The organism is Pseudomonas sp. KCJK9058 (assembly GCF_046230975.1).
Taxonomy (GTDB): Bacteria; Pseudomonadota; Gammaproteobacteria; order Pseudomonadales; family Pseudomonadaceae; genus Aquipseudomonas; species Aquipseudomonas alloputida.
On sequence record NZ_JBJJLR010000003.1, the window covers coordinates 1 to 20,295 of the forward strand.

19 protein-coding genes are annotated in these 20,295 nt (G+C 65.6%); 4 read left to right on the forward strand and 15 right to left on the reverse strand.

Annotation, left to right across the window (positions count from 1 at the left end):
* Positions 1–196: 196 nt before the first annotated feature.
* From ACK59Z_RS03050 to ACK59Z_RS03105, 12 genes are read right to left on the reverse strand one after another with little or no spacing between them, the layout of a single operon-like run.
* Entirely contained in the window at positions 197–859 is a 663-nt protein-coding gene (locus ACK59Z_RS03050; RefSeq protein ID WP_108191900.1) for a general secretion pathway protein GspN, read from the reverse strand.
* Complete coding sequence (gene gspM, locus ACK59Z_RS03055; RefSeq protein ID WP_108191901.1) at positions 856–1,242, reverse strand: type II secretion system protein GspM; 387 nt, start codon at positions 1,240–1,242, stop codon at positions 856–858. The genes ACK59Z_RS03050 and gspM overlap by 4 nt, the downstream gene beginning before the upstream one ends.
* Positions 1,239–2,315, reverse strand: coding sequence for a type II secretion system protein GspL (locus tag ACK59Z_RS03060; RefSeq protein ID WP_409292384.1), 1,077 nt, complete (start codon positions 2,313–2,315; stop codon positions 1,239–1,241). Before ACK59Z_RS03060 ends, gspM begins: the two co-directional genes overlap by 4 nt.
* Positions 2,312–2,902 carry a type II secretion system protein gene (locus tag ACK59Z_RS03065; protein WP_003254994.1) on the reverse strand — a complete coding sequence of 197 codons (591 nt, stop codon included), beginning with the start codon at positions 2,900–2,902 and terminating at the stop codon, positions 2,312–2,314. The genes ACK59Z_RS03060 and ACK59Z_RS03065 overlap by 4 nt, the downstream gene beginning before the upstream one ends.
* Positions 2,899–3,267: a type II secretion system protein GspI gene (locus ACK59Z_RS03070; protein ID WP_409292386.1), complete on the reverse strand. Its 369-nt coding sequence runs from the start codon at positions 3,265–3,267 to the stop codon at positions 2,899–2,901. Before ACK59Z_RS03070 ends, ACK59Z_RS03065 begins: the two co-directional genes overlap by 4 nt.
* Positions 3,264–3,695, reverse strand: a complete 432-nt coding sequence (gene gspH / locus ACK59Z_RS03075) for a type II secretion system minor pseudopilin GspH (RefSeq protein ID WP_003254996.1) — start codon at positions 3,693–3,695, stop codon at positions 3,264–3,266. Before gspH ends, ACK59Z_RS03070 begins: the two co-directional genes overlap by 4 nt.
* A 2-nt stretch (positions 3,696–3,697) precedes the next feature.
* Positions 3,698–4,132, reverse strand: a complete 435-nt coding sequence (gene gspG / locus ACK59Z_RS03080) for a type II secretion system major pseudopilin GspG (RefSeq protein WP_004575677.1) — start codon at positions 4,130–4,132, stop codon at positions 3,698–3,700.
* Between the two features lie 17 nt (positions 4,133–4,149).
* On the reverse strand, positions 4,150–5,352 hold the full coding sequence (gspF, locus tag ACK59Z_RS03085; protein WP_108191903.1) for a type II secretion system inner membrane protein GspF: 1,203 nt from the start codon (positions 5,350–5,352) through the stop codon (positions 4,150–4,152).
* Between the two features lie 3 nt (positions 5,353–5,355).
* Positions 5,356–6,804 (reverse strand): GspE/PulE family protein, encoded by a 1,449-nt coding sequence (locus tag ACK59Z_RS03090; RefSeq protein WP_409292440.1) that lies wholly within the window; start codon positions 6,802–6,804, stop codon positions 5,356–5,358.
* Positions 6,804–8,540: a type II secretion system secretin GspD gene (gspD, locus tag ACK59Z_RS03095; RefSeq protein WP_108191905.1), complete on the reverse strand. Its 1,737-nt coding sequence runs from the start codon at positions 8,538–8,540 to the stop codon at positions 6,804–6,806. The genes ACK59Z_RS03090 and gspD overlap by 1 nt, the downstream gene beginning before the upstream one ends.
* Before the next feature lie 21 nt (positions 8,541–8,561).
* Positions 8,562–8,984, reverse strand: a complete 423-nt coding sequence (locus ACK59Z_RS03100; protein WP_003255004.1) for a hypothetical protein — start codon at positions 8,982–8,984, stop codon at positions 8,562–8,564.
* Positions 8,984–10,624, reverse strand: coding sequence for a lipoprotein UxpA (locus ACK59Z_RS03105; protein ID WP_108191906.1), 1,641 nt, complete (start codon positions 10,622–10,624; stop codon positions 8,984–8,986). Before ACK59Z_RS03105 ends, ACK59Z_RS03100 begins: the two co-directional genes overlap by 1 nt.
* Positions 10,625–10,848: 224 nt before the next feature.
* On the opposite strand from ACK59Z_RS03105, the gene ACK59Z_RS03110 reads away from it, so the two are divergent.
* Entirely contained in the window at positions 10,849–12,924 is a 2,076-nt protein-coding gene (locus ACK59Z_RS03110; RefSeq protein ID WP_409292389.1) for a PhoX family protein, read from the forward strand.
* A 129-nt stretch (positions 12,925–13,053) separates the two neighbouring features.
* Here ACK59Z_RS03110 and gspK read toward each other — a convergent pair whose 3' ends face one another.
* On the reverse strand, positions 13,054–14,019 hold the full coding sequence (gene gspK / locus ACK59Z_RS03115) for a type II secretion system minor pseudopilin GspK (protein ID WP_108191907.1): 966 nt from the start codon (positions 14,017–14,019) through the stop codon (positions 13,054–13,056).
* A 145-nt stretch (positions 14,020–14,164) separates the two neighbouring features.
* Between gspK and tatA the strand changes: the two genes are divergently transcribed.
* From tatA to tatC, 3 genes are read left to right on the forward strand one after another with little or no spacing between them, the layout of a single operon-like run.
* The gene (tatA, locus tag ACK59Z_RS03120) at positions 14,165–14,398 is read left to right on the forward strand and encodes a twin-arginine translocase TatA/TatE family subunit (RefSeq protein ID WP_003255011.1); all 234 of its coding nucleotides are present in this window, start codon (positions 14,165–14,167) and stop codon (positions 14,396–14,398) included.
* Positions 14,398–14,688 (forward strand): Sec-independent protein translocase protein TatB, encoded by a 291-nt coding sequence (gene tatB / locus ACK59Z_RS03125; protein WP_003255013.1) that lies wholly within the window; start codon positions 14,398–14,400, stop codon positions 14,686–14,688. The genes tatA and tatB overlap by 1 nt, the downstream gene beginning before the upstream one ends.
* Complete coding sequence (tatC, locus tag ACK59Z_RS03130; protein ID WP_003255015.1) at positions 14,685–15,446, forward strand: twin-arginine translocase subunit TatC; 762 nt, start codon at positions 14,685–14,687, stop codon at positions 15,444–15,446. The genes tatB and tatC overlap by 4 nt, the downstream gene beginning before the upstream one ends.
* A 103-nt stretch (positions 15,447–15,549) precedes the next feature.
* Here tatC and ACK59Z_RS03135 read toward each other — a convergent pair whose 3' ends face one another.
* Positions 15,550–15,861 (reverse strand): NIF3 1, encoded by a 312-nt coding sequence (locus ACK59Z_RS03135; RefSeq protein ID WP_003255016.1) that lies wholly within the window; start codon positions 15,859–15,861, stop codon positions 15,550–15,552.
* Positions 15,862–15,864: 3 nt separating this feature from the next.
* Positions 15,865–19,764 (reverse strand): phosphoribosylformylglycinamidine synthase, encoded by a 3,900-nt coding sequence (gene purL, locus ACK59Z_RS03140; RefSeq protein WP_409292391.1) that lies wholly within the window; start codon positions 19,762–19,764, stop codon positions 15,865–15,867.
* Positions 19,765–20,295: the final 531 nt, after the last annotated feature.

Consider the following 20,295-nt stretch of genomic DNA (forward strand, 5'->3'; position numbering starts at 1 on the left):
TCACAAATCGGCGGTTGGGCACAGGCCGTTGTAGGAGCGGGTTCACCCGCGAACACCGGCGCAGCCGGTGCCACGCAACGCGCCGCCTGCTTCGCGGGTATGCACCATCGATACGACCAAGCGCTTCAGCCCCGAGCACCTCAGAAAAGCTCGACCGCTCGCAGCGTATCTACAGGAGGCCGCGCCACGTTGTAGCTTACCAACGAAGGTCTCGCTGCCCCGCCAAGGCCTGCGGCCCAAGCCATTGGGCCCCACGCAACAATGGCGTCAACTGCGCTTCAGGCTGCAGCTGGAACACCACCTGCGCCTGGCGTCCTGGCAGGTCGGCATCCACGGCCAGTTGATGTTGCCCTTGCTGCGCCAACTGCCCGCGCAGGTGCCAGCCACTGCGGCAATCCATTTCCAGCCAGCCGTGCCCAAGGCCTAGGGACCAAGGGTCGCTCAGCGCAAGGTCGGTTACGATCACGCGGCCTTCACTGGCCTGGCATTGCCGCCCTGCCCCCTGCATCCTCAACACACCCTGCCACTGGCCGGCCAGGCGGTAAACCGTCGAGACCGTCGCCAAAGGCCCCTTGGCTGATGCCTCCAACCGCCAACGCCAGGGCCAGCCTTCTGCACGCAACTGCCAGGCCTGCCCCTGGAACCCCACTTGCGCATTCGCCTGCAAGCGCCAGGGCTGCAGCGTCCAGCGCAAAGGCCCGACCGGCCCCCATTGTTGTGCCTGCCCTTGCCAGAGGCTTCCACCGACATCACGTACCGGCAGGCCGAACGCACGCACCACCCAATTGGCCGGAAGCTCGATAAACAGCGTGAGCACGAATACCAGTAACACCCAGGCCATTGCTGCACTGCGGCTCATGGCTGCACCACCAGATCAAATCGCAAACCCTTGCCCTGCTGCTCCAGCCCCCATTGCAACGGCAGTGTGCCTTCTGCACGCAGGCTCTGCACCCAGCCTTGCAGCATGCGCTCATCGGCCACCTGCCCGCGCAGTTGCCAGGCCTTGCCTTGCGTATCGACTTCGGTCAGTTCAACCCCACGGGCCTGGGCCGACTGACGTAGCCGCTCCAGGTTCAAACCGGGCCCGCCTTGCAGGCTGGCCGCCTGTTCGGCCAGCACACGCCACTGGCCAAGCACGCGCCATTGCGCAACGCCTTCGCGCAGGGCCAGGAAGGCCAGCAGCAGGGCGATCAGTCCCCAGGCGAACGTGAAGCGATGACGCTGTAGCCAGTCCCGGTTCATGAGGCTGCTCCCAGGTCGAAGATCACTTGGCCTTCTTGAACCTGCACTGTGGCGCCAGCGGCAGCCGCCATATCACGCCATGGCGGCGCACTGCCCTCGCCCTCCAGGCGCAGGTGCCAACGCTGACCATCGAAGCGCACCGCTTGCAGGCGCAAGCCGGGGTTGGCACGCAGCCAGGTCTGCAAGCGAGCCTGCAGGTCGTCTAGCTGACGTGTACGCAGTTGCTGCTGCAGTACGCTCTCGCGCAGGCGCTTGAGGGCCTGTGCCGCGTGCCGAGGGCTGGCCTGCTCGCCGGTCACGGCAACGACCTGGTTGCGCCAGAGTTGCGCCTGACGCCATTGCTGGCTCACCCACAGGCCACCCCAAACGGTGGCCAGCACCAGGCAAGCTGCCAGCAGCCGCTGCTGCTGGCGGGAGGCCGCCGGCAACGAGCACACCTTGCGGGCGCGGTCGAACAGGCCAGGCAATGTGTCGAGCGGCGCAAATACGGTTGGCCAATTGCCGCTCAGCGACGTCTTGTGCAGCCCTGCCCACGGTGGCTGCGGCACGCCACCCAAGGCATCAGGCCATGCCAGCCAGTGCTCCTGTCCGTCTTCGGCCAAGCCTTTGTAGAAGGACAGCCCGGGGGTGCGTTGCCATTGCCAGGCGCATCCTGGCTCGGGTGATGGCAGCAGCTGCAGCTCCGCCCAGCAACGCACCGTCTGCAAGCCCCATTCGGCACATTGGCCACGCCAGTCATCCAGCTGCTGACGCGCCACTACCAGCAGACGAAGGTACCCGGGTTCACGGGCCAGGCAGGCACAGGCCACCTCATGCGGGGCCTGCAGCAAGCGATCCTCAAGCAGCAAAGGCCACTCTTCGCGCTTGAGCCCGGGCGGGGCCGGCACGCGAAAATGGCTGCACGCCTCGGCAGGCAGGACCAGCGCAACATGGGCCTGCGGGTTGGCCGGTGGCTCGCCCTGCCCCTGGCTTTGCAAAATACCGTCCTGGACCAGCGCCCAATGCCAGGCAGTACCCGGGCGCACCAGCAGCCACGCCTGGGCCGGCATACGCCGCCGCCATTCAAATTTCATGAGCGCCCCCATGGAAGGGCGAAGGTGCAGACATAGGGGGCTCCATCACGCAGCAGTTCCAGACGCACACCACGGCCTGGGTGCACCGGTTGGTCAGAAGGCCAGGCCAGCCAGCGGCCGCCCTGGTAGTACAGAACGTTCATGGCGCTGACCTGGTCGAGTCGTTCGCGCTGTACCCAGCGCGGGGCGACAGCGGCGTACAAGTCCGCCGAGCTTTCCAGCAGCAGGCGTTGCTCGCGGGCCTCGAACCGCAGGCGCTGGCGTTGCAGGCGCGAGCCACCTTCGGCTGCCGGCAGGCCGGTGCTGGCGACCCACAGCAACTGGTTGCTGGCGGGCTGCCAGTCCAGCCAACGGCTGGCCAGCGGCAGACGCTGGTCGTAGACACGGCGCAGCACCGGGCTGTCGAAGCGCCGCTCCAGGGCCAGGCAAAAGTCCAGCACCGAGGTTTGCCGAATGGTGTCCTGCAAGCGTTCGCGCACCTTCAGCCAGCCGTTGACCAGGGCGGCCAGCATGATGCCGAGCACGGCCGTCAGGGCCAGGGCGACCATCAGTTCGATCAGGGTCAGGCCGGTTTGGCGGTGTTTCATGGGCGCTCCAGAAACACGGTGTACTGGCCCAGTGGCAGGCGCTGGTCGCGGTCGGCGAACAATTGCAGTTCGCCACGGCGCAGGTCGCGCACGCCGGTGCGGCGCAGCTGCAGTTGCCAGTGACACAATTGGCCACCTTGGCCGAGCTCGCCGGATACCTGGTTTTCGGCAGGCCAGTACTGCTCGACGGCAAAGCGGGCTTGCAGCTCACGCGCGCACAACAGGCCAAGACGGTGCTGTTGCAGGTTGTCCTGCACTGCCAGCCGCTGGCGCAGCACCTGGCTGGTGATCACCGCCAGCACAGCAGCGATTGCCAGGGCTACGGTCACCTCCAGCAGAGTGAAACCACGCTGTGCTTGCTTCATGGCACGACCCACATGCCATCGGTGCGGCTCCAGGCCCATTGCTGACTGCCATCGGCCCAGCGCCAGCGCACGCTACCCGCCTGCGCCCAGCCATGCGGCGTGAACAGTACGCGCGGTTGCGGGCTGGCCGGCCAGTCCGGGTGCAGGCCCTTGGGCCAGTCGCCGAGCGGGACCGCTTCGACCACCCAGGCATTGCCCTCGCGGCGGACGAACTCTGGGCGCTGGCCATTCCAGCGCAACCCGCGCAGTTGCCCCGCATGCCGGGCCAGCGCGGCCTGGCCGCGGACCTCGACCGCCAGGCGTTGCAGGGCCTGCTCGACACTGGCCTGGCCGTTGCCAAGGCCGGCCACCGCCAGCCCGGTCATCAGCCCGGCAATGGCCAGTACCACCAACAGTTCGATCAGGCTGAAGCCGCGCTGATGACGCACCGTTACAGCGCCCAGTTACCCAGGTCGGCATCCTGGCCTTCGCCACCCGGCAGGCCATCGGCACCCAGCGAGTACACATCGACCCGGCCATGTTCGCCGGGCATGCGGTACTGGTACGGGGTGCCCCACGGGTCCTCCGGCAGGCGACGTACGTAGCCATCACTGCGCCAGGCCCGAGGCACTGGCTCCTGAGCCGGCTTTTTCACCAGCGCGGCCAGGCCCTGTTCACTGCTGGGGAAGCGCAGGTTGTCCAGCCGGTACATGTCCAGCGCCTGCTCCAGAGTGGCCAGGTCGGCCATCACCTTCTGCTTCATGGCCTTGTCCTGGTTGCCCAGCACGCTGGGCGCCACCACGGCGATCAGCAGGCCGATGATGAAGATCACCACCATGATCTCCATGAGGGTGAAGCCGCGTTGGCGGTTACGTCGATGCTGCATGGCAATACTCCTTGTCGTCACAATTGCAGGCCCTGGTTGAGTTGCATGATCGGCAGCAGCACCGCCAGCACGATGAACAGCACCACGGCGCCCATCACCAGGATCATCAGGGGTTCGAACAGCGCCATGGCGGTATCGACCTGGCGGGCAAAGCCGCGCTCCTGGTCGTCGGCCACGCGCTCGAGCATGTCCGCGAGGGTGCCGCTGGCCTCGCCGCTGCCGACCATGTTCACCAGCAGCGGCGGGAATTGCTGGCTGGCATCCAGCGCACGGTGCAGGCTGGTGCCGCCCTGCACGTGTTGGCGCACCTGCTCCATGGCCAGGCGGATACGCCGGTTGCCGATGGTTTCGGTGGCCACTTGCAAGGCTTCGAGCAGGGCCACGCCACTGCCACAGAGAATCGCCAGGCTGCGCGCCAGGCGCGCGCTCTCCAGCACCTGCAGCAGGCCGCCAATACGCGGCAGGCGCAGCAGCAGCTGGTCGCGACGCAGGCACCAGTGCGGTTTGCGCAGCAGCCAGCTGCCCAGCCCCCCGAGCAACAGCGCCCCCCCTAACAACCAGGGCCCGGCATGCACCAGCCCCTGGCTCAGGCCGATCAGCAGCGAGGTGATCAGCGGCAGGCTTTGCCCGGCGTGGGCGAATTGCTCGGTGAGTTTGGGCACGACGAACGTCATCAGGCCCATCACCACTGCCAGCGACACACCCATCAGCACAGCGGGGTAGATCAGCGCTGTGCGGGCCTTGTGTTGCTGGCGTTGCACCTGCTCCAGGTGGTCGGCCAAGCGGGTCAGCACCTGGGCCAGGTGCCCGGAACGTTCGCCGGCCTCGACCAGCGCGCAGTAAAGGCCAGTGAACGGTGCACCCTGCCGGGCCAGGCTGCGGGCCAGGCCCAGGCCTTCGGCCAGTGTGCCGCGCAAGGCCACCAGCACACTGTGCAAAGCGGGTTGACGCAGTTGCCGTTCAAGGGTGGCAAGGGCATCGACCAAGGGAATGCCGGCCCCGGTCAAGGTGGCCAGCTGACGGGTCAGCTCACACAACTGGGCGCGGCTCAGGCGCTGGCGTCGGGGTTGTCGGCTGCCGGCGTCATGGCGCTGCAACTGGCGGGCGAACAGGCCCTGCTCGCGCAGCAGCTGGCGGGCGTGGCGTTCACTGTCAGCCTGCAGGCTGGCCTTGTGCGATTTGCCGGCGAGGTCAACGGCCTGGTAGCGATAGGTCGGCATGCCTTAGCCCTGCACCACGCGCAGCACTTCGGCCAGGCTGGTCTCACCGCGGGCCAGGCAATCGCTGGCCATCGTCACCAGGCTTTGGCGCCGGTCAGCCAGATAGTCCTGCATGGCCAGCTCACTGGCGCCGTCGTACAACAGGCCGATGAGCCCAGCGTCCAGCTCGATGAATTCGTACAGCCCCAGTCGCCCGATATAACCGCTGCCCTGGCACTGCTCGCAACCCACGGCGTGATAAGTGCTGCCCAGCGCCGCAAGCTCAGGCCACAGCTCGCGCTCGGCAGCCTGTAGCGGTTGCGCCACGGCACAGCTGCACAAACGCCGCACCAGGCGCTGGGCCAGGACGCCGCGCAGGCACGAGGCGATCAGGAAGGGCTCGATGCCCATGTCGCGCAGGCGGGTCACTGCGCCTACCGCGCTGTTGGTGTGCAAGGTCGACAGCACCAGGTGGCCGGTGAGGCTGGCCTGCACGGCGATCTGCGCAGTCTCCTGATCGCGGATTTCGCCGAGCATGATCACGTCAGGGTCCTGACGCAGGATGGCGCGCAGGCCACTGGCAAACGTCAGCCCGGCACGCGGGTTGATGGCGGTTTGGCCAATGCCGGCGATGGCGTACTCCACCGGGTCCTCGACGGTGAGGATGTTGCGGCTGCCATCGTTGAGGCTGTTCAGGCTGGCGTACAGGGTCGTGGTCTTGCCCGAACCGGTCGGCCCGGTGGACAACACGATGCCGTTGGGCCGCGCCAGGCAACTGCGCATGCCCTGCAATACCGCTGCCGGCATGCCCAGGTTATCCAGCGCCAGCAGGCTGGCCTGCTTGTCGAGCACGCGCATCACCACCCGCTCGCCGTGGATGCCGGGCAAGGTCGAGACCCGTACGTCCACTTCGCGCCCCGCCGCGCGCAAGGTGATGCGGCCGTCCTGGGGCTGACGCTTTTCAGCGATGTCCAGGCGGGCCATGACCTTGATCCGTGATACCAGCATGGCCGACAACGCACGTGGAGGGCGCAGCACCTCACGCAGGTGGCCATCGACCCGCAAACGCACCACCAGGCTCTGCTCGAAGGTCTCGATATGGATGTCCGAGGCGCGCAGCCGCAGCGCCTGGCCGAACAGGCCGTTGATCAGGCGGATCACCGGGGCTTCGTCGTCGCTTTCAAGCAGGTCTTCGATGCGCGGCATCTCGCTCATCAGGCTATCCAGGTCGACCTGGTCGCCAATGCCTTCGATCAGCGCTTCGGTGGCGGCATCGCCGGCTTGGTACAGCTGGCCAAGGCGCTCGTCGAACAGCGCAGGTTCCAGGTATTCGAGCAGGCTTGGCTGGCCATGCACACGCAGCAACTCCTGCAACTGGGCATTGTCGGCGTCGGGCCGCAGCCATAGCTGCCAGCCCTGCTCTGCCGGGGCCATGGCCACTCCGCTCTGCCGTGCCTGGCGATAGGGCAGCATCACCAGTCACCGCCTTCCAGGCGTGCGCGGCTGGCGGGGAATACCTGCAACAGCCGCGTGCCCTCTGCAAGGTCCGGCAATTGCAGCGGTGTGGTCTGCTGCAGGGTGCGGTACTTGTCTTCACTGAGGCCCGCCAGGCTCGGGCCGTCGCGCAGAATGCGCGGGCGGATGAACACCATCAGGTTCTGCTTGGCGTTCCTGGTGGCATCGGAGCGGAACAACCGGCCAAGATAAGGAATGTCGCCGAGCAGCGGCACACGCTGGTTGCTGGTACTCAACTCGTCGCTGATCAGGCCGCCAAGTATCACCAGGCCGTTGTCCTCGACCATGACCTTGGTCTTGATCTCGCGCTTGTTGGTGATCACGTCGCTGGCCGAGCTGGTGTCGGCAATCGACGACACCTCCTGAACGATGTCCAGGCGCACGCTGTTGTCGATATTGATCTGCGGCTTGATGCGCAGCTTCACCCCGACTTCCTTGCGCTCGATGGTCTGGTACGGGTTGGCGTTGTTCTGCGTCACGGAGCCGGTGACGAAGGGCACTTCCTGGCCAACCAGGATCGATGCCTCGGCGTTGTCCAGGGTCAGCAAGGTGGGCGTGGACAGCAGGTTGAAGCCGCTCTTGCCCTTCAGCGCGTTGATCAGCATGGCGAAGTTGAAGCCCCCGCCGAAATGGCCAATGCCCGCCGTGGCACCGGTGGTGGTGGACAACAGGTCACCCAGGGCCTCGCTGTCGCCACTCGCGGCGGCCCCGGCAATGCTGGCGATATTCACCCCGTTACTGCCGAAGTTGACGATACCGGCACCGAACTTCTCGTCGGCGAACAGCCACTGCACGCCCAGCTCCTGGGCGCTGCTGTCGGACACCTCGGCGATGATCGCTTCGACCACCACCTGGGCACGGCGAATGTCCAGTTGCTCGACAATGGCCCGGTACGCTGCCAGCTCGCTGTCGGGGCCGACCATGACCACGGCATTGGTCCCTTCTTCGTATTCCAGGCGGATACCCGGGCCACCGGAGGCTGGCATCACCGGCCGGTCCTTGCCCTCTGCCTCGCCCGCGCCTTCAGCCGGCACCGCCCCTTCCTGGCTGAGCCCTCGCAGCACCTTGACCACTTCACCAGCATTGGCATGGCGCAGGTAGATCACCTGGGTGCTGCCGCTGCCCGGTGCCTCTTGAGGGCGGTCGAGCTGGCGCAGCAGGCTGGCGATGCGTTCGAGGTTGCTGCGCCAGTCAGTCACCACCAACTGGTGCGCCGCCGGGTACGGTGTAATCACCCCAACCCGCGGGTCGATCAGCGGTTTGAGGATGCCCAGTACCTGTTCGCTGGCGGCGTTGCGCACGCTGAATACGCGGGTGGCCACGCTGTCGCTGCCCTCACCCTGCTGCCCGCCCGCCTCTACCGGCACCGGCTCCAGGCGCGCGGCCTGGTCGGGCACGATTTTCACGCTGCCGTTGGGCAGGTCGACGGTGGCATAGCCCTGGGCGCGCAGTTGGGCCAGGAAGATGTCGTAGATAGCGTCGGCGTCGTGCAGGTCGACAGTGCGCACGGTGACCTTGCCCTTGACCCGGGGGTCGACGATGAAGGTGGTGCCGGTGATACGCGACACGCTGTCGATGAACTCGCCGAGTTCGGTATCGACGAAATTCACTTCGTACATCGGCGTACCGTTGTCATCGAACACCGGCTCTTGGGCATAGGCCATGGACAAGGCCAGGCTCAGCGCAGCCGCCATGCAGTATCTAACAGGCATCGTTCATCCTTGCCGCTTGAAGCCGGTCACGGCGGGGCGTGGCGGCCAGGGCAGGCGCTCACGCCGCCCCTGGTTGTTGAAAATCAGGCCATCGCTGTCGATGTCCTGCAGCACGATCCCTGGCGCCAGGCGTTGACCGCGGGCCAGGGTGCGCACTTGCTCGCCGTAGCGCAGCACCACCACACTGGCGGCCAATGGCTGGGCCTTGAGGCCGCCGAGGTATTGCAGCGGCAGACGGGTAATGGTGATGGCGCCGTCGTCGGGCGGCGCCTGCCAATGACCGACCATCAGCCCGGGCAGCAGGCTGTCGGCCACCGCAGACGCGGTGGCCGGGTGTGGCTGCCGGCTCAACTGCAGCACACACTGCGCAGACAGCCAGCCGGCCAGGGTCAGGCCAGCGCCGGTGAGCAGACGCGAGGTGAGCATCACGAGGCCAACTGCCGTGGATGCCAGCCTGGGTGCCCCTGCACGTAACGCACTTCGGGCAGTTGCAGCGGCGCCAGTTGCCAGTTGTCAGGCTGACGGGCCAGCCAGGCTTCGACCCGCTGCCACAGTGGCTCGCCGGCCTGGCTTTCGAATTGCAGGCCAAAGGTGCGGCACAGGCCCTGCACCGGCTCCAGCCCCGTGATGCGCTTGCCTTGTGGGCTGTAGCTGACGCTCCAGGCCTGGCCCTGCCAGCGCGGCAGGTCCTGGCTGTTGTCCAGCAGCAGCGGGTCACCGAACAATTGTTCAGCGGCGTTTTCCAGCACTTGTTCGACCTGCCTGGCCGGTGCCTCGACCACTGGCGCCGGGTAGCCACCGGTAAGGCTGATCAGGTGTTCGCGGGTAATGGGCGCCCCTGCTGCCAGCGGGTAGTCATAACGCAGGCCCGGCAGCAACACGGGCATGCTGCTATCGTCGGCCAAGGCTTGATGCAGCAGGCGGTCCCAGCTGCCGCCACGGGTATCGCGGCGCCACAAGGCCTGGGGCGCGCGGGCCAGCGGCTGGTCGAGCCAGGCCGCATGGCCGGCCCGTTGCTGGTGCAGTTGCGCCTGCAGTGGCGCGACACGCAGCTGCGCGGCAGGCGCCAGTTGCTGTTCAAAGGCCGGGAAAAAACGCCCGTCGAACTGCCACTGGCCGGCCACACGCTGGCAGCGCAGGCGGAAGGCACCGCTGCCCCGGCAGCCGGCAAACAGCACCGGTACGCGGCGACCGCTGGCCTGGGTGACCTCGACCGGCGCGGGCCACAGGTCCTGACCACGGGCGCACAACAGCACGTCGATTTGCGGCACCCGTTCAGCCAGCCACAGGCCGGGGCCCGTGCCTGCATCGGCCATGGCCACCACCAGGTCAGCCTCGCGCCGGGCTTGTTCGAATACCGGCAGCAGAGACTGGTACCACTGTTTAAGTGAGGCTTTCTGATCCTGGGCGTACGGGTCGGTCACGCCGACCACTGCGATACGGGCACCGCCGCGCTCGAAAACGTGCAGGGCTTGCACACCCAGTGCCTGGCGTTGTGTGTCAGCCAGCCCGGCGCCGAGGGTAACGGCGCTGGCCTGGCGATACAGGCCCGTGCTGCGTTGTGGCCACAGCACACGCTCATCGCTGCTGACCCGCGCTTCGATGCCCAGCAGTTGGCTGCCTTGCACACCACTTTCGCCCTGGGTCAGGTACGCCAGGCCACTGCCATTCCAGCCCTGGCCGTTCTCCAGGGTCAGGCTGTTGCCCGCACCGGCCTCGCCACGCAGTTGTTCCAGCAACGCCGCGAGCACCGCATAACCGCCCAGTTGCGCTGTCGTTGCCTGGCTGGCATCCAGCAGCGGCGCCAGTTGCGGGTAGGCGATACTGGCACTGCGGCCAGTCATCCAGGGCGCGCGGCCCAAATGGCTGACCGGCCCCAACCGGGTAGCCGGTACCACCGCCTGGCCAGGCTGGCGGGCATCGAGGGTATCGGCGACGTACAGCAAGTCGAGCTGGGCGTTGCCGCCCTGCTGCCCTGGGAAGGCTGTGCAGGCGCCGAGCAGCGGTGCCAAGGCACCGATACCCATCCAGCCGATCACTTCGCGCCTGTGCACACTGCTCGCCATCGCATCCGCCATCCTTATCCACGTCCATTCAGGGACCCGGATGTTGCGGCGTTGGCATTACAGTTTGATGGCAGAAATCCGACAGCAATTCCAATTTGATCTGTAGACCACAAATCTAAGAACTGGCAGTTTTAAAAGCTCGTTAACATTTCTGCCAAGGAATCATCACACTTGCGCCTTAAAGTCGCGGTTTCCTCCAACTCAGCCAACACAAGGACACCCTGATGAGTCGAGATACCGGCGACAACCTGGACCGGAACCAAAGCGGCAACCTGCCGATGGCCAACGTCATGGACGCCTACCTGAGCCGCCGCAGCGTCATGCGCGGCAGCCTGGGCGCCGCCATCGCCATGATCGCCGGTACCGGCCTGACAGGCTGCTTCGACGGTGGTGGTTCCGATCACGATGATCCGGTCACCGAGCCCCCGGTGACCGAACCGCCAGTCACCGAGCCGGAAGTGCCGAAACTGGCACTGGGCTTTCAGTCCATCCCAGGCTCGCGCACCGACGCCTGTGTAGTCGCCGCCGGCTACAGCGCCTACGTGCTGGCGCCCTGGGGGACGCCACTGAACAGCAACGGCAACCCGTGGAAGTCCGACGGCAGCAACACCTCGACCGACCAGGCCAACGCCATGGGCATGCACCACGACGGCATGCACTTCTTCCCCATCAACGGCAGCTCGGAAGACGGCCTGCTGGCAATCAATTTCGAGTACATCGACACTGCCGCCCTGCACCCGGCCGGCCCCACTACCGATGTCAACGGCAAGCGCCCGGTTGAAGAAGTGCGCAAGGAAATCAACGCTCACGGTGCTGGCGTTGTACGCCTGCAGAAGATCAACGGCCGTTGGCAAGTGGTCGACAACGACCCGCTGAACCGTCGCTTCACCACGGCTTCACGCATGGAGATCACCGGCCCGCTGCGTGGCACCGACCACGTCAAGACCAAATACTCCACTGCTGGCACCCACTGCCGTGGCACCAACAACAACTGCGGCAACGGCTATACCCCGTGGGGCACCTACCTGACCTGCGAAGAGAACTGGCCGGGCATCTTCGTCAACAAGGGCACCCGCCCCGAGGACCAGCGCCGCATTGGCGTGGGCACCTCCAGCGGCCAGTACAAGTGGGAAACCGCTGCCGGTGACGCCAGCGAAGTGGACGACGAATTCGCCCGCTTCGACGTTACCGTCAAAGGCGCCAGCGCCACCGACGACTACCGCAACGAAGCCAGCACCTACGGCTACATCGTCGAGATCGATCCGTACAACAACAGCACCCTGGCCACCAAACGCACTGCGCTGGGCCGCTTCCGCCACGAGGGCTGCGCCCCCGGCCTGCCCGTCGCCGGCAAGCCGCTGGTGTGGTACATGGGTGACGACTCGAACAACGAGTACCTGTACAAGTGGGTGTCTACCGCCGTGTGGGACGCCGCTGATGCCAACCCGGCCGACCGCCTGGCCACCGGCGCCAAGTACCTCGACCAAGGCAAACTCTACGTGGCCCGCTTCAATGCCGACGGCACCGGCGTATGGCTGCTGCTGGACGTAGCCACCGCCACCACCGGCGGCATCACCCTGGGCGCGCTGTATGGTGACCTGCCGGGCATCATCCTCAACACCCGTGGTGCTGGCGATGCCGTGGGCGCAACGCCGATGGACCGCCCGGAATGGACCACGGTCAACCCGCTGAACGGCGACGTATACCTGACCCTGACCAACAACAGTGCACGCACCCCGGACAAGGTCGATGCAGCGAACCCACGCGGCCCGAACCGACACGGCCACATCATTCGCTGGCACGACAGCGACGACCAGCTGAGCTTTACCTGGGACATCTTCGTGTTCGGCGCCAACGCTGCCGGCACCGCCGACATCAACCGCTCCGGCCTGACCGAACTGAACCAGTTCGCCAGCCCCGACGGCATGAGCTTCGATAGCCGCGGCGTGCTGTGGTTTGAGACCGACAACGGCGAAACCACCTTGACCGACTACACCAACGACCAGTTGCTGGCGGTGATCCCTACCGACCTGGTGGATGCCAGCGGCAAGCAGGTGCCGGTGAACGCACAGAACCAGGTGGACCTGCGGCGCTTCTTTGTCGGGCCAAATGGTTGCGAGGTGACCGGTATTACCTTTACCCCGGATAACAAGACGCTGTTCGTCAACATTCAACACCCGGACAACTGGCCGTATACCGACAAGGCGACCGATGCGACGCCGGCTGGGGCTACCGTGCGGCCGCGGGCTTCGACGGTGGTGATCCAGCGTATTGATGGTGGGGAGATCGGGACCGTTTGATCCCGTGCCGGTCAGCCAGCGTTTGCTGGCTGTACCGGCCTCTTCGCGGACAAGCCCGCTCCTACAGGGTGCTCACTGGTTTCAGAACCAGCGTAGGGGCGGGCTTGCCCGCTTAGAGGTCAGTGAACGTTACCAGGCTATTGGCTCCCGGCTACGCACCCGCACTTGCTGCGCGGGCACCCGGGCATGCCATTGCACCACCCCCAGCGCCTCCACCTGGAACTCGCTGCGCATCACCCGCCCCTCTTCCTCGAACGACAGCTGCAACAGAAAATGCCCGCTGTTGAGCAGCAGCCCTTCGCTCAACCGTTCGAACGTTTCGTCATCCACCGCCCCCAGCGCCTGACGCAGTGCAGCCGCGTCCACATACCCCGACGCCGGCCTGCCGCTGACAATGCGGCTGAGCAACGAACGCGAGTAACGCCCTTCATACAGCGCCTCCAGCAGGGGCAGATGCTCCAACCCCAGCGCGTTGGCGTTGAGCCGCCAACCCGTGGTCTGGGGCAAGGCGCACAGCATCGGGTAACGCGCCTGGCGGCTGGCGTCCGGCTCCAGCAACAGGTTCAGCTCGCTGGTGTCGAGCATCGGCTGGTCAGCCGCCAGCCGTGGCGGTTGCTGACGCAGGTACTGGGCGCTCTCGGCGCCCTGCAGGCGGGCATCACTGTCGCCATCGAGCCAGTCGGCCAGGGCATCGACCAGGCGTTCGGCCGCCATGTCATTGCCCAGCAAGTAACGCAACTGGCGCTCGGCGCGTTCGCCATCGGCCCCCAGCAACGCATTGACGTTGAAGCAGGTGTGCTGGTCGCGTACCCGCAACTGCGCCTGGCCAGCGCCAAAATCGTAGTTAAGCGGCTGCCCGCGCAAGGCTTGCCAGAACAGCGGACTGAGCCGCCAGGCGGGGTCACGCAGGGCCTGCCCGGCATAGGCCAGGCCGGCCTGCTCCATGGCCCGCACCTGCACTCGCTGGTGCAGCAGGCGCACTTCGTCGACCTGACGCCGGCCATCTTCCACCAGCCAGGCCATGCCCGCCGCCAGCATTGCCAGCACCACCATCACCATCAACAGGGCCGCACCCTGCTGTTGCCTTCCACCCATCGGTGCGTGCCTCGCTCGCGGAATAAAAACGCCAGTCAACACGCGGGGTGTTTCAGGTAGATGGCAGTGCCCGTTCGTCATGTGCTCGTCATCTAGGCAAGGCAGGATTGCCCTTCCTTTTCATGACCTTACAGGAGTGGTCGCTATGGGTGGCATTGGAATCTGGCAACTGGTGATCGTACTGCTGATCGTGTTCTTGCTGTTTGGTACCAAGCGCCTGAAGGGGCTGGGTAGCGATGTGGGCGAGGCGATCCAGGGTTTTCGCAAGTCCATGGGTGGTGACAATGACGCCAGCGCCGCTGACCAGGCGCACGTGCAGCAACAGTGCCCGCTGAACGGCCAAGTTGCCCAGCAATCTCAAGCGGACCGCCAGGCCTGATGTTCGAGGTAGGCTTCAGCGAGTTGCTGCTGATCGGCGTCGTCGCGCTGCTGGTGCTGGGCCCCGAGCGCCTGCCGGTGGCAGCCCGGACCCTCGGCCGCGGCCTGGGCCAGGCGCGCCGGGCCATGCACGCCTTGCGCACGCAGGTGGAGCGCGAAATCGAGATGCCCAACCTCGACCAGGCACCTCTGCAACGCCTGGAACAGGAGATCCGCCAGGGCATCAGCCTGAACGCGGAACCGGCCAATGATGCGGCCACGGCCGTGCTGCCCAAGGAAAATGCTTCATGAGTATTGCCATGGACCCTGCCGCGAGCATGCCCCTGACCGAACACCTGCGCGACCTGCGCAAACGCCTGGTGCGTTGCCTGGCGCTGGTGGCATTGGTGTTCGCCGGCCTGTTCCCCTTTGCCCAGACGCTGTACACGCTCATATCCGAGCCGCTACGGCGCTTTTTGCCGGAAGGCGCGAGCATGATCGCCACCAGCGTCACCTCGCCCTTTCTGGCACCGTTCAAGCTGACCGCGATGTGCGCCCTGTTCCTGGCCATGCCGCTGCTGCTGCATCAGGCCTGGGGCTTTCTGGCGCCGGGGCTGTACCGCCGTGAACGGCGCATTGCCCTGCCGCTGCTGGTATCGAGCATCGTTTTGTTCTATGCCGGCATGGCGTTCGCGTTCTTTCTGGTGTTCCCGATGATGTTCGGTTTCTTTGCCAGCGTGACGCCGGACGGCGTGGCGATGATGACCGATATCAGCCAGTACCTGGACTTTATCCTGGCGCTGTTTCTGGCCTTCGGGCTGGCGTTCGAGATCCCGGTGGCGACGTTCATCGTGGTCTGGGCAGGGTTGGCCGATGTGGCCACATTGCGGCGCAGCAGGCCCTACGTGGTCGTCGGGTGCTTTGTGGTGGGGATGATCCTGACACCGCCGGATGTGTTTTCGCAGACGATGCTGGCAGTGCCGATGTGGGTGCTGTTCGAGGTGGGGTTGCTGGCTTGTGGAATGTTGAAGCGGCCGGAGCCAGGCAAGGAGATTGTGGCTGGATTGTAGAGCCCTTTCGCGGGCACGCCCGCTCCCACAGGGATATCACAGGTTCTGAAGATTGTGATATCCCTGTGGGAGCGGGCGTGCCCGCGAATAGCCGTGATGCGTTCTAGAACTCGGCGAGCCGCCAGACTTCATAGGCTGGCGTCTCGTACGGGTGGCTCTGCTTGAGCGCAGCGACGACCTGGGCCACCAGCTCGTCAGCCACCACCAGCTCCACCTTCCACTCTTCCACCACCTCGACCTGGCCGGTTTGCCCGAGGAACGGCTGGCTGCCGTCCAACGGGCGGAACTGGCCCTGGCCAAGGGTTTGCCAGGCGCAGTGCTCATAGTCACCGATGCGCCCGCCGCCAGCGGCGAACACAGCGGCCTTGACCACTTCGACATGGCTGGCGGGGACGAAGAAGGCGAGCTTGTACACGCCTTAGTTCACCCACACCCGCGCGTTGCGGAACATACGCATCAGCGCGGCATCTTCCTGCCACTCGTCCGGGCGCCAGGAGTTTTGCACAGCGCGGAACATACGCTCCGGGTGCGGCATCATGATGGTCACGCGGCCGTCGCGGCTGGTCAGGCCGGTGATACCACGCGGCGAGCCGTTCGGGTTGGCCGGGTAGGCTTCGGTGACCTTGCCGTGGTTGTCGACGTAGCGCAGGGCCACGCAACCGGACACGTCAGCGGCCAGCAGTGCTTCTTCGCTGGCGAACTCGGCATGGCCTTCGCCGTGGGCGATGGCGATCGGCATGCGCGAACCGGCCATGCCCTGCAGGAAGATCGAGTTGGACTTCTGCACTTCGACCATGGCCACGCGTGCCTCGAACTGCTCCGAGCGGTTGCGCACGAAGTGCGGCCAGTACTCGGTGCCCGGGATCAGCTCGTGCAGGTTGGACATCATCTGGCAACCGTTGCACACGCCCAGGGCGAAGCTGTCGGTACGCTCGAAGAAGGCCTGGAAGGCGTCACGGGCACGGGCGTTGAACAGCGCCGACTTGGCCCAGCCTTCGCCAGCGCCCAGCACGTCACCGTACGAGAAGCCGCCACAGGCGACCAGGCCCTTGAAGGCTTCGAAGTCGACACGGCCAGCGAGAATATCGCTCATGTGCACGTCGATGGCGGCGAAGCCGGCGCGGTCGAAGGCAGCAGCCATCTCGACCTGGCCGTTGACACCCTGCTCGCGCAGGATGGCCACTTGCGGGCGCACGCCTTTCTTGATGTAAGGCGCCGCGATGTCGTCGTTGACGTCGAAGCCCAGCTTCACCGACAGACCCGGGTTGTCTTCCTCGAGCAGCAGGTCGAACTCCTGGTCAGCGCAGTCGGCGTTGTCGCGCAGGCGCTGGATCTGGTAGCTGGTTTCAGCCCACTGGCGCTGCAGCATGCGACGGTCATCGTCGAACAGCACTTCGCCGTTCAGGCTGATGGTCACTTCAGCGTTGTTGACTGGCTTGCCGATCACCGCGACGCACTCTTCACCCAGGCCAGCAGCGCTGAACTGTGCCAGCACGTCCGGGGTAGCATCCTGGCGAACCTGGATCACCGCACCCAGCTCTTCGTTGAAGAGGATGGCCGGCACTTCGCCCTTGCTGTCGGTCAGTGGGTCGAGTTGCAGGTCGAGGCCGCAGTGGCCAGCGAAGGCCATTTCCAGCACGGTGGTAACCAGGCCGCCGTCGGAACGGTCGTGGTAGGCCAGCAGGTGGCCGTCGGCGTTCAGGCCCTGGATCACGGCGAAGAAGGCCTTGAGGTCTTCGGCGTCGTCGACGTCCGGTGCCTGGGCAGCGATCTTGCCGTAGGTCTGGGCCAGGATCGAGGCGCCCATGCGGTTCTTGCCGCGGCCCAGGTCGATCAGGATCAGGTCGGTCTCGCCCTTGTCCATGCGCAGTTGCGGGGTCAGGGTCTTACGGATGTCGGTGACCGGGGCGAAGCCGGTGATGATCAGCGACATCGGCGAGGTGACGCTCTTCTCGACGCCCTCGTCGCTCCACTTGGTCTTCATCGACATCGAGTCTTTGCCGACCGGAATAGTGATGCCCAGCTCCGGGCACAGCTCCATGCCGACAGCCTTCACGGTGTCGTACAGGCGTGCGTCTTCACCTGGGTGGCCAGCAGCGGACATCCAGTTGGCCGACAGTTTGATGTCGGACAGCTTTTCGATGCGCGAAGCCGCCAGGTTGGTCAGGGTTTCACCGATGGCCATGCGGCCGGACGCCGGGGCATCCAGCAGCGCCAGCGGCGTACGCTCGCCCATGGCCATGGCTTCACCGGTGTAGACGTCGAAGCTGGTGGCGGTAACGGCGCAGTCAGCCACCGGAACCTGCCACGGGCCGACCATCTGGTCGCGGGCAACCAGGCCGGTGATGGTGCGGTCGCCAATGGTGATCAGGAAGCTCTTGCTGGCCACGGCCGGGTGGTTCAGCACGCGCTGGACGGCGCTGTCCAGGTCCAGTTCGCTCGGGTCGAAGTCATCGCCCAGCTCGGCTTCGCGGGTAACCGAACGGTGCATGCGCGGCGGCTTGCCCAGCAGCACGTCCAGCGGCATGTCCACCGGGGTGTTGCCGAAGTGGCTGTCGCTGACGGTCAGGTGCGGTTCTTCAGTGGCTTCACCAACCACGGCAAACGGGCAACGTTCGCGCTCGCAGATGGCCTTGAAGCGCTCGAAGTCGACCGCGCTGACGGCCAGCACGTAACGCTCTTGCGATTCGTTGCTCCAGATTTCGTGCGGGGCCATGCCCGGCTCGTCGTTGGGCACGTTGCGCAGCTCGAAGCGGCCACCGCGGCCACCGTCGTTGACCAGCTCAGGGAAGGCGTTGGAAATACCGCCAGCGCCCACGTCGTGGATGAAGGCGATCGGGTTGTTGTCGCCCAGCTGCCAGCAACGGTCGATGACCTCCTGGCAACGGCGCTCCATTTCCGGGTTTTCGCGCTGTACCGAAGCGAAATCCAGGTCAGCCGAACTGGCACCGGTAGCCACCGACGAAGCAGCGCCGCCGCCCAGGCCGATCAGCATGGCCGGGCCACCGAGCACGATCAGCTTGGCGCCGACAGTGATTTCGCCCTTCTGCACATGGTCTTCACGGATGTTGCCCATACCGCCGGCGAGCATGATCGGCTTGTGGTAGCCGCGCACTTCTTCACCGTGCGGGGTGTTGATGGCTTGCTCGAAGGTACGGAAGTAACCGGTCAGGGCCGGGCGGCCGAATTCGTTGTTGAACGCAGCGCCGCCAAGAGGGCCTTCGATCATGATGTCGAGGGCGTCGACGATACGCTCGGGCTTGCCATAGGCCTGCTCCCAAGGCTGTTCGAAGCCCGGAATGCGCAGGTTGGACACGGTGAAGCCGGTCAGGCCGGCCTTGGGCTTGGCGCCACGGCCGGTCGCACCTTCGTCGCGGATTTCGCCACCGGAGCCGGTGGAGGCGCCGGAGAACGGGGCGATGGCGGTCGGGTGGTTATGCGTTTCCACCTTCATCAGGATGTGCACCGGCTCCTGCACCGCGCCGTACTGGCGGGTCTCAGGGTTCGGGAAGAAGCGGCCGGCAACGTTGCCGACGATCACCGAGGCGTTGTCCTTGTACGCCGACAGCACACCTTCGTTGTGCATCTGGTAGGTGTTCTTGATCATGCCGAACAGGCTTTTTTCCTGGGCCTGGCCGTCGATATCCCAACTGGCGTTGAAGATCTTGTGGCGGCAGTGCTCGGAGTTGGCCTGGGCGAACATCATCAGTTCGATGTCGTTCGGGTTGCGCTTGAGGCCCTGGAAGGCATTGACCAGGTAGTCGATCTCGTCTTCGGCCAGGGCCAGGCCCAGGTCGATGTTGGCCTTGGCCAGGGCGTCACGGCCGCCGGCCAGGATGTCGACCGAGGTCATTGGCTTGGGCTGGGCGTGGCTGAACAGGTCAGCGGCCTGCTCCAGCTGGCTGAGCACACGCTGGGTCATGCGGTCGTGCAGTTCGGCGGCGATCAGGGCGGCGTCAGCGTCGCTCAGGGTGCCGGCCACGTAGTAGGCGATGCCGCGCTCCAGGCGCTGGATCGACTGCAGGCCGCAGTTGTGGGCGATGTCGCTGGCCTTGCTGGCCCATGGCGAAATGGTGCCCAGGCGCGGTACCACCAGGAACAGACGACCCGTCGGCTCCTGTACCGGCACGCTCGGGCCGTACTTGAGCAGACGGCCCAGCACCTGCTGCTGGTCGGCGGTCAGCTCGCCGTCAACATCGGCGAAGTGGGCAAATTCGGCATACAAACCAGTAACAGCGGGGACTTTCTGGCTCAGTTGCTCGAGTAATTTACCGTGGCGAAAGGCAGAAAGGGCAGGAGCGCCGCGCAGGATCAACATCGTCGGGACAGCCTCAGGAAGGGGTGTGCTTAGAGGCCGTGCATTCTAGCCTAATTCGATGGCTTTCGGCACCTGCTCTAAGCCACGCCTGCCGGGCGGCGGAACCGGACTTCGGGGTCAGTTTTCAGCGGTGTCCGGCTTGAGACGAGATCGAGCGCCGCCGGGTGTCCGGTTCGACACATTCAGCGCCTGTGAGATCGAGCGCCGCCAGGTGTCCGCCTCGAGACATTCAGCGCCTGTGAGATCGAGCGCCGCAGGTGTCCGCCTCAAGACATTCTGCGCCTGGGAGATCGAGCGCCGCAGGTGTCCGCCTTAAGACATTCTGCGCCTGTGAGATCGAGCGCCGCAGGTGTCCGCCTTAAGACATTCTGCGCCTGTGAGATCGAGCGCCGCAGGTGTCCGCCTTAAGACATTCTGCGCCTATGAGATCGAGCGCCGCAGGTGTCCGCCTTAAGACATTCTGCGCCTGTGAGATCGAGCGCCGCCCGCGCGGCGCTTCGCGGGTAAACCCGCTCCTACGTTTGTTTCGGG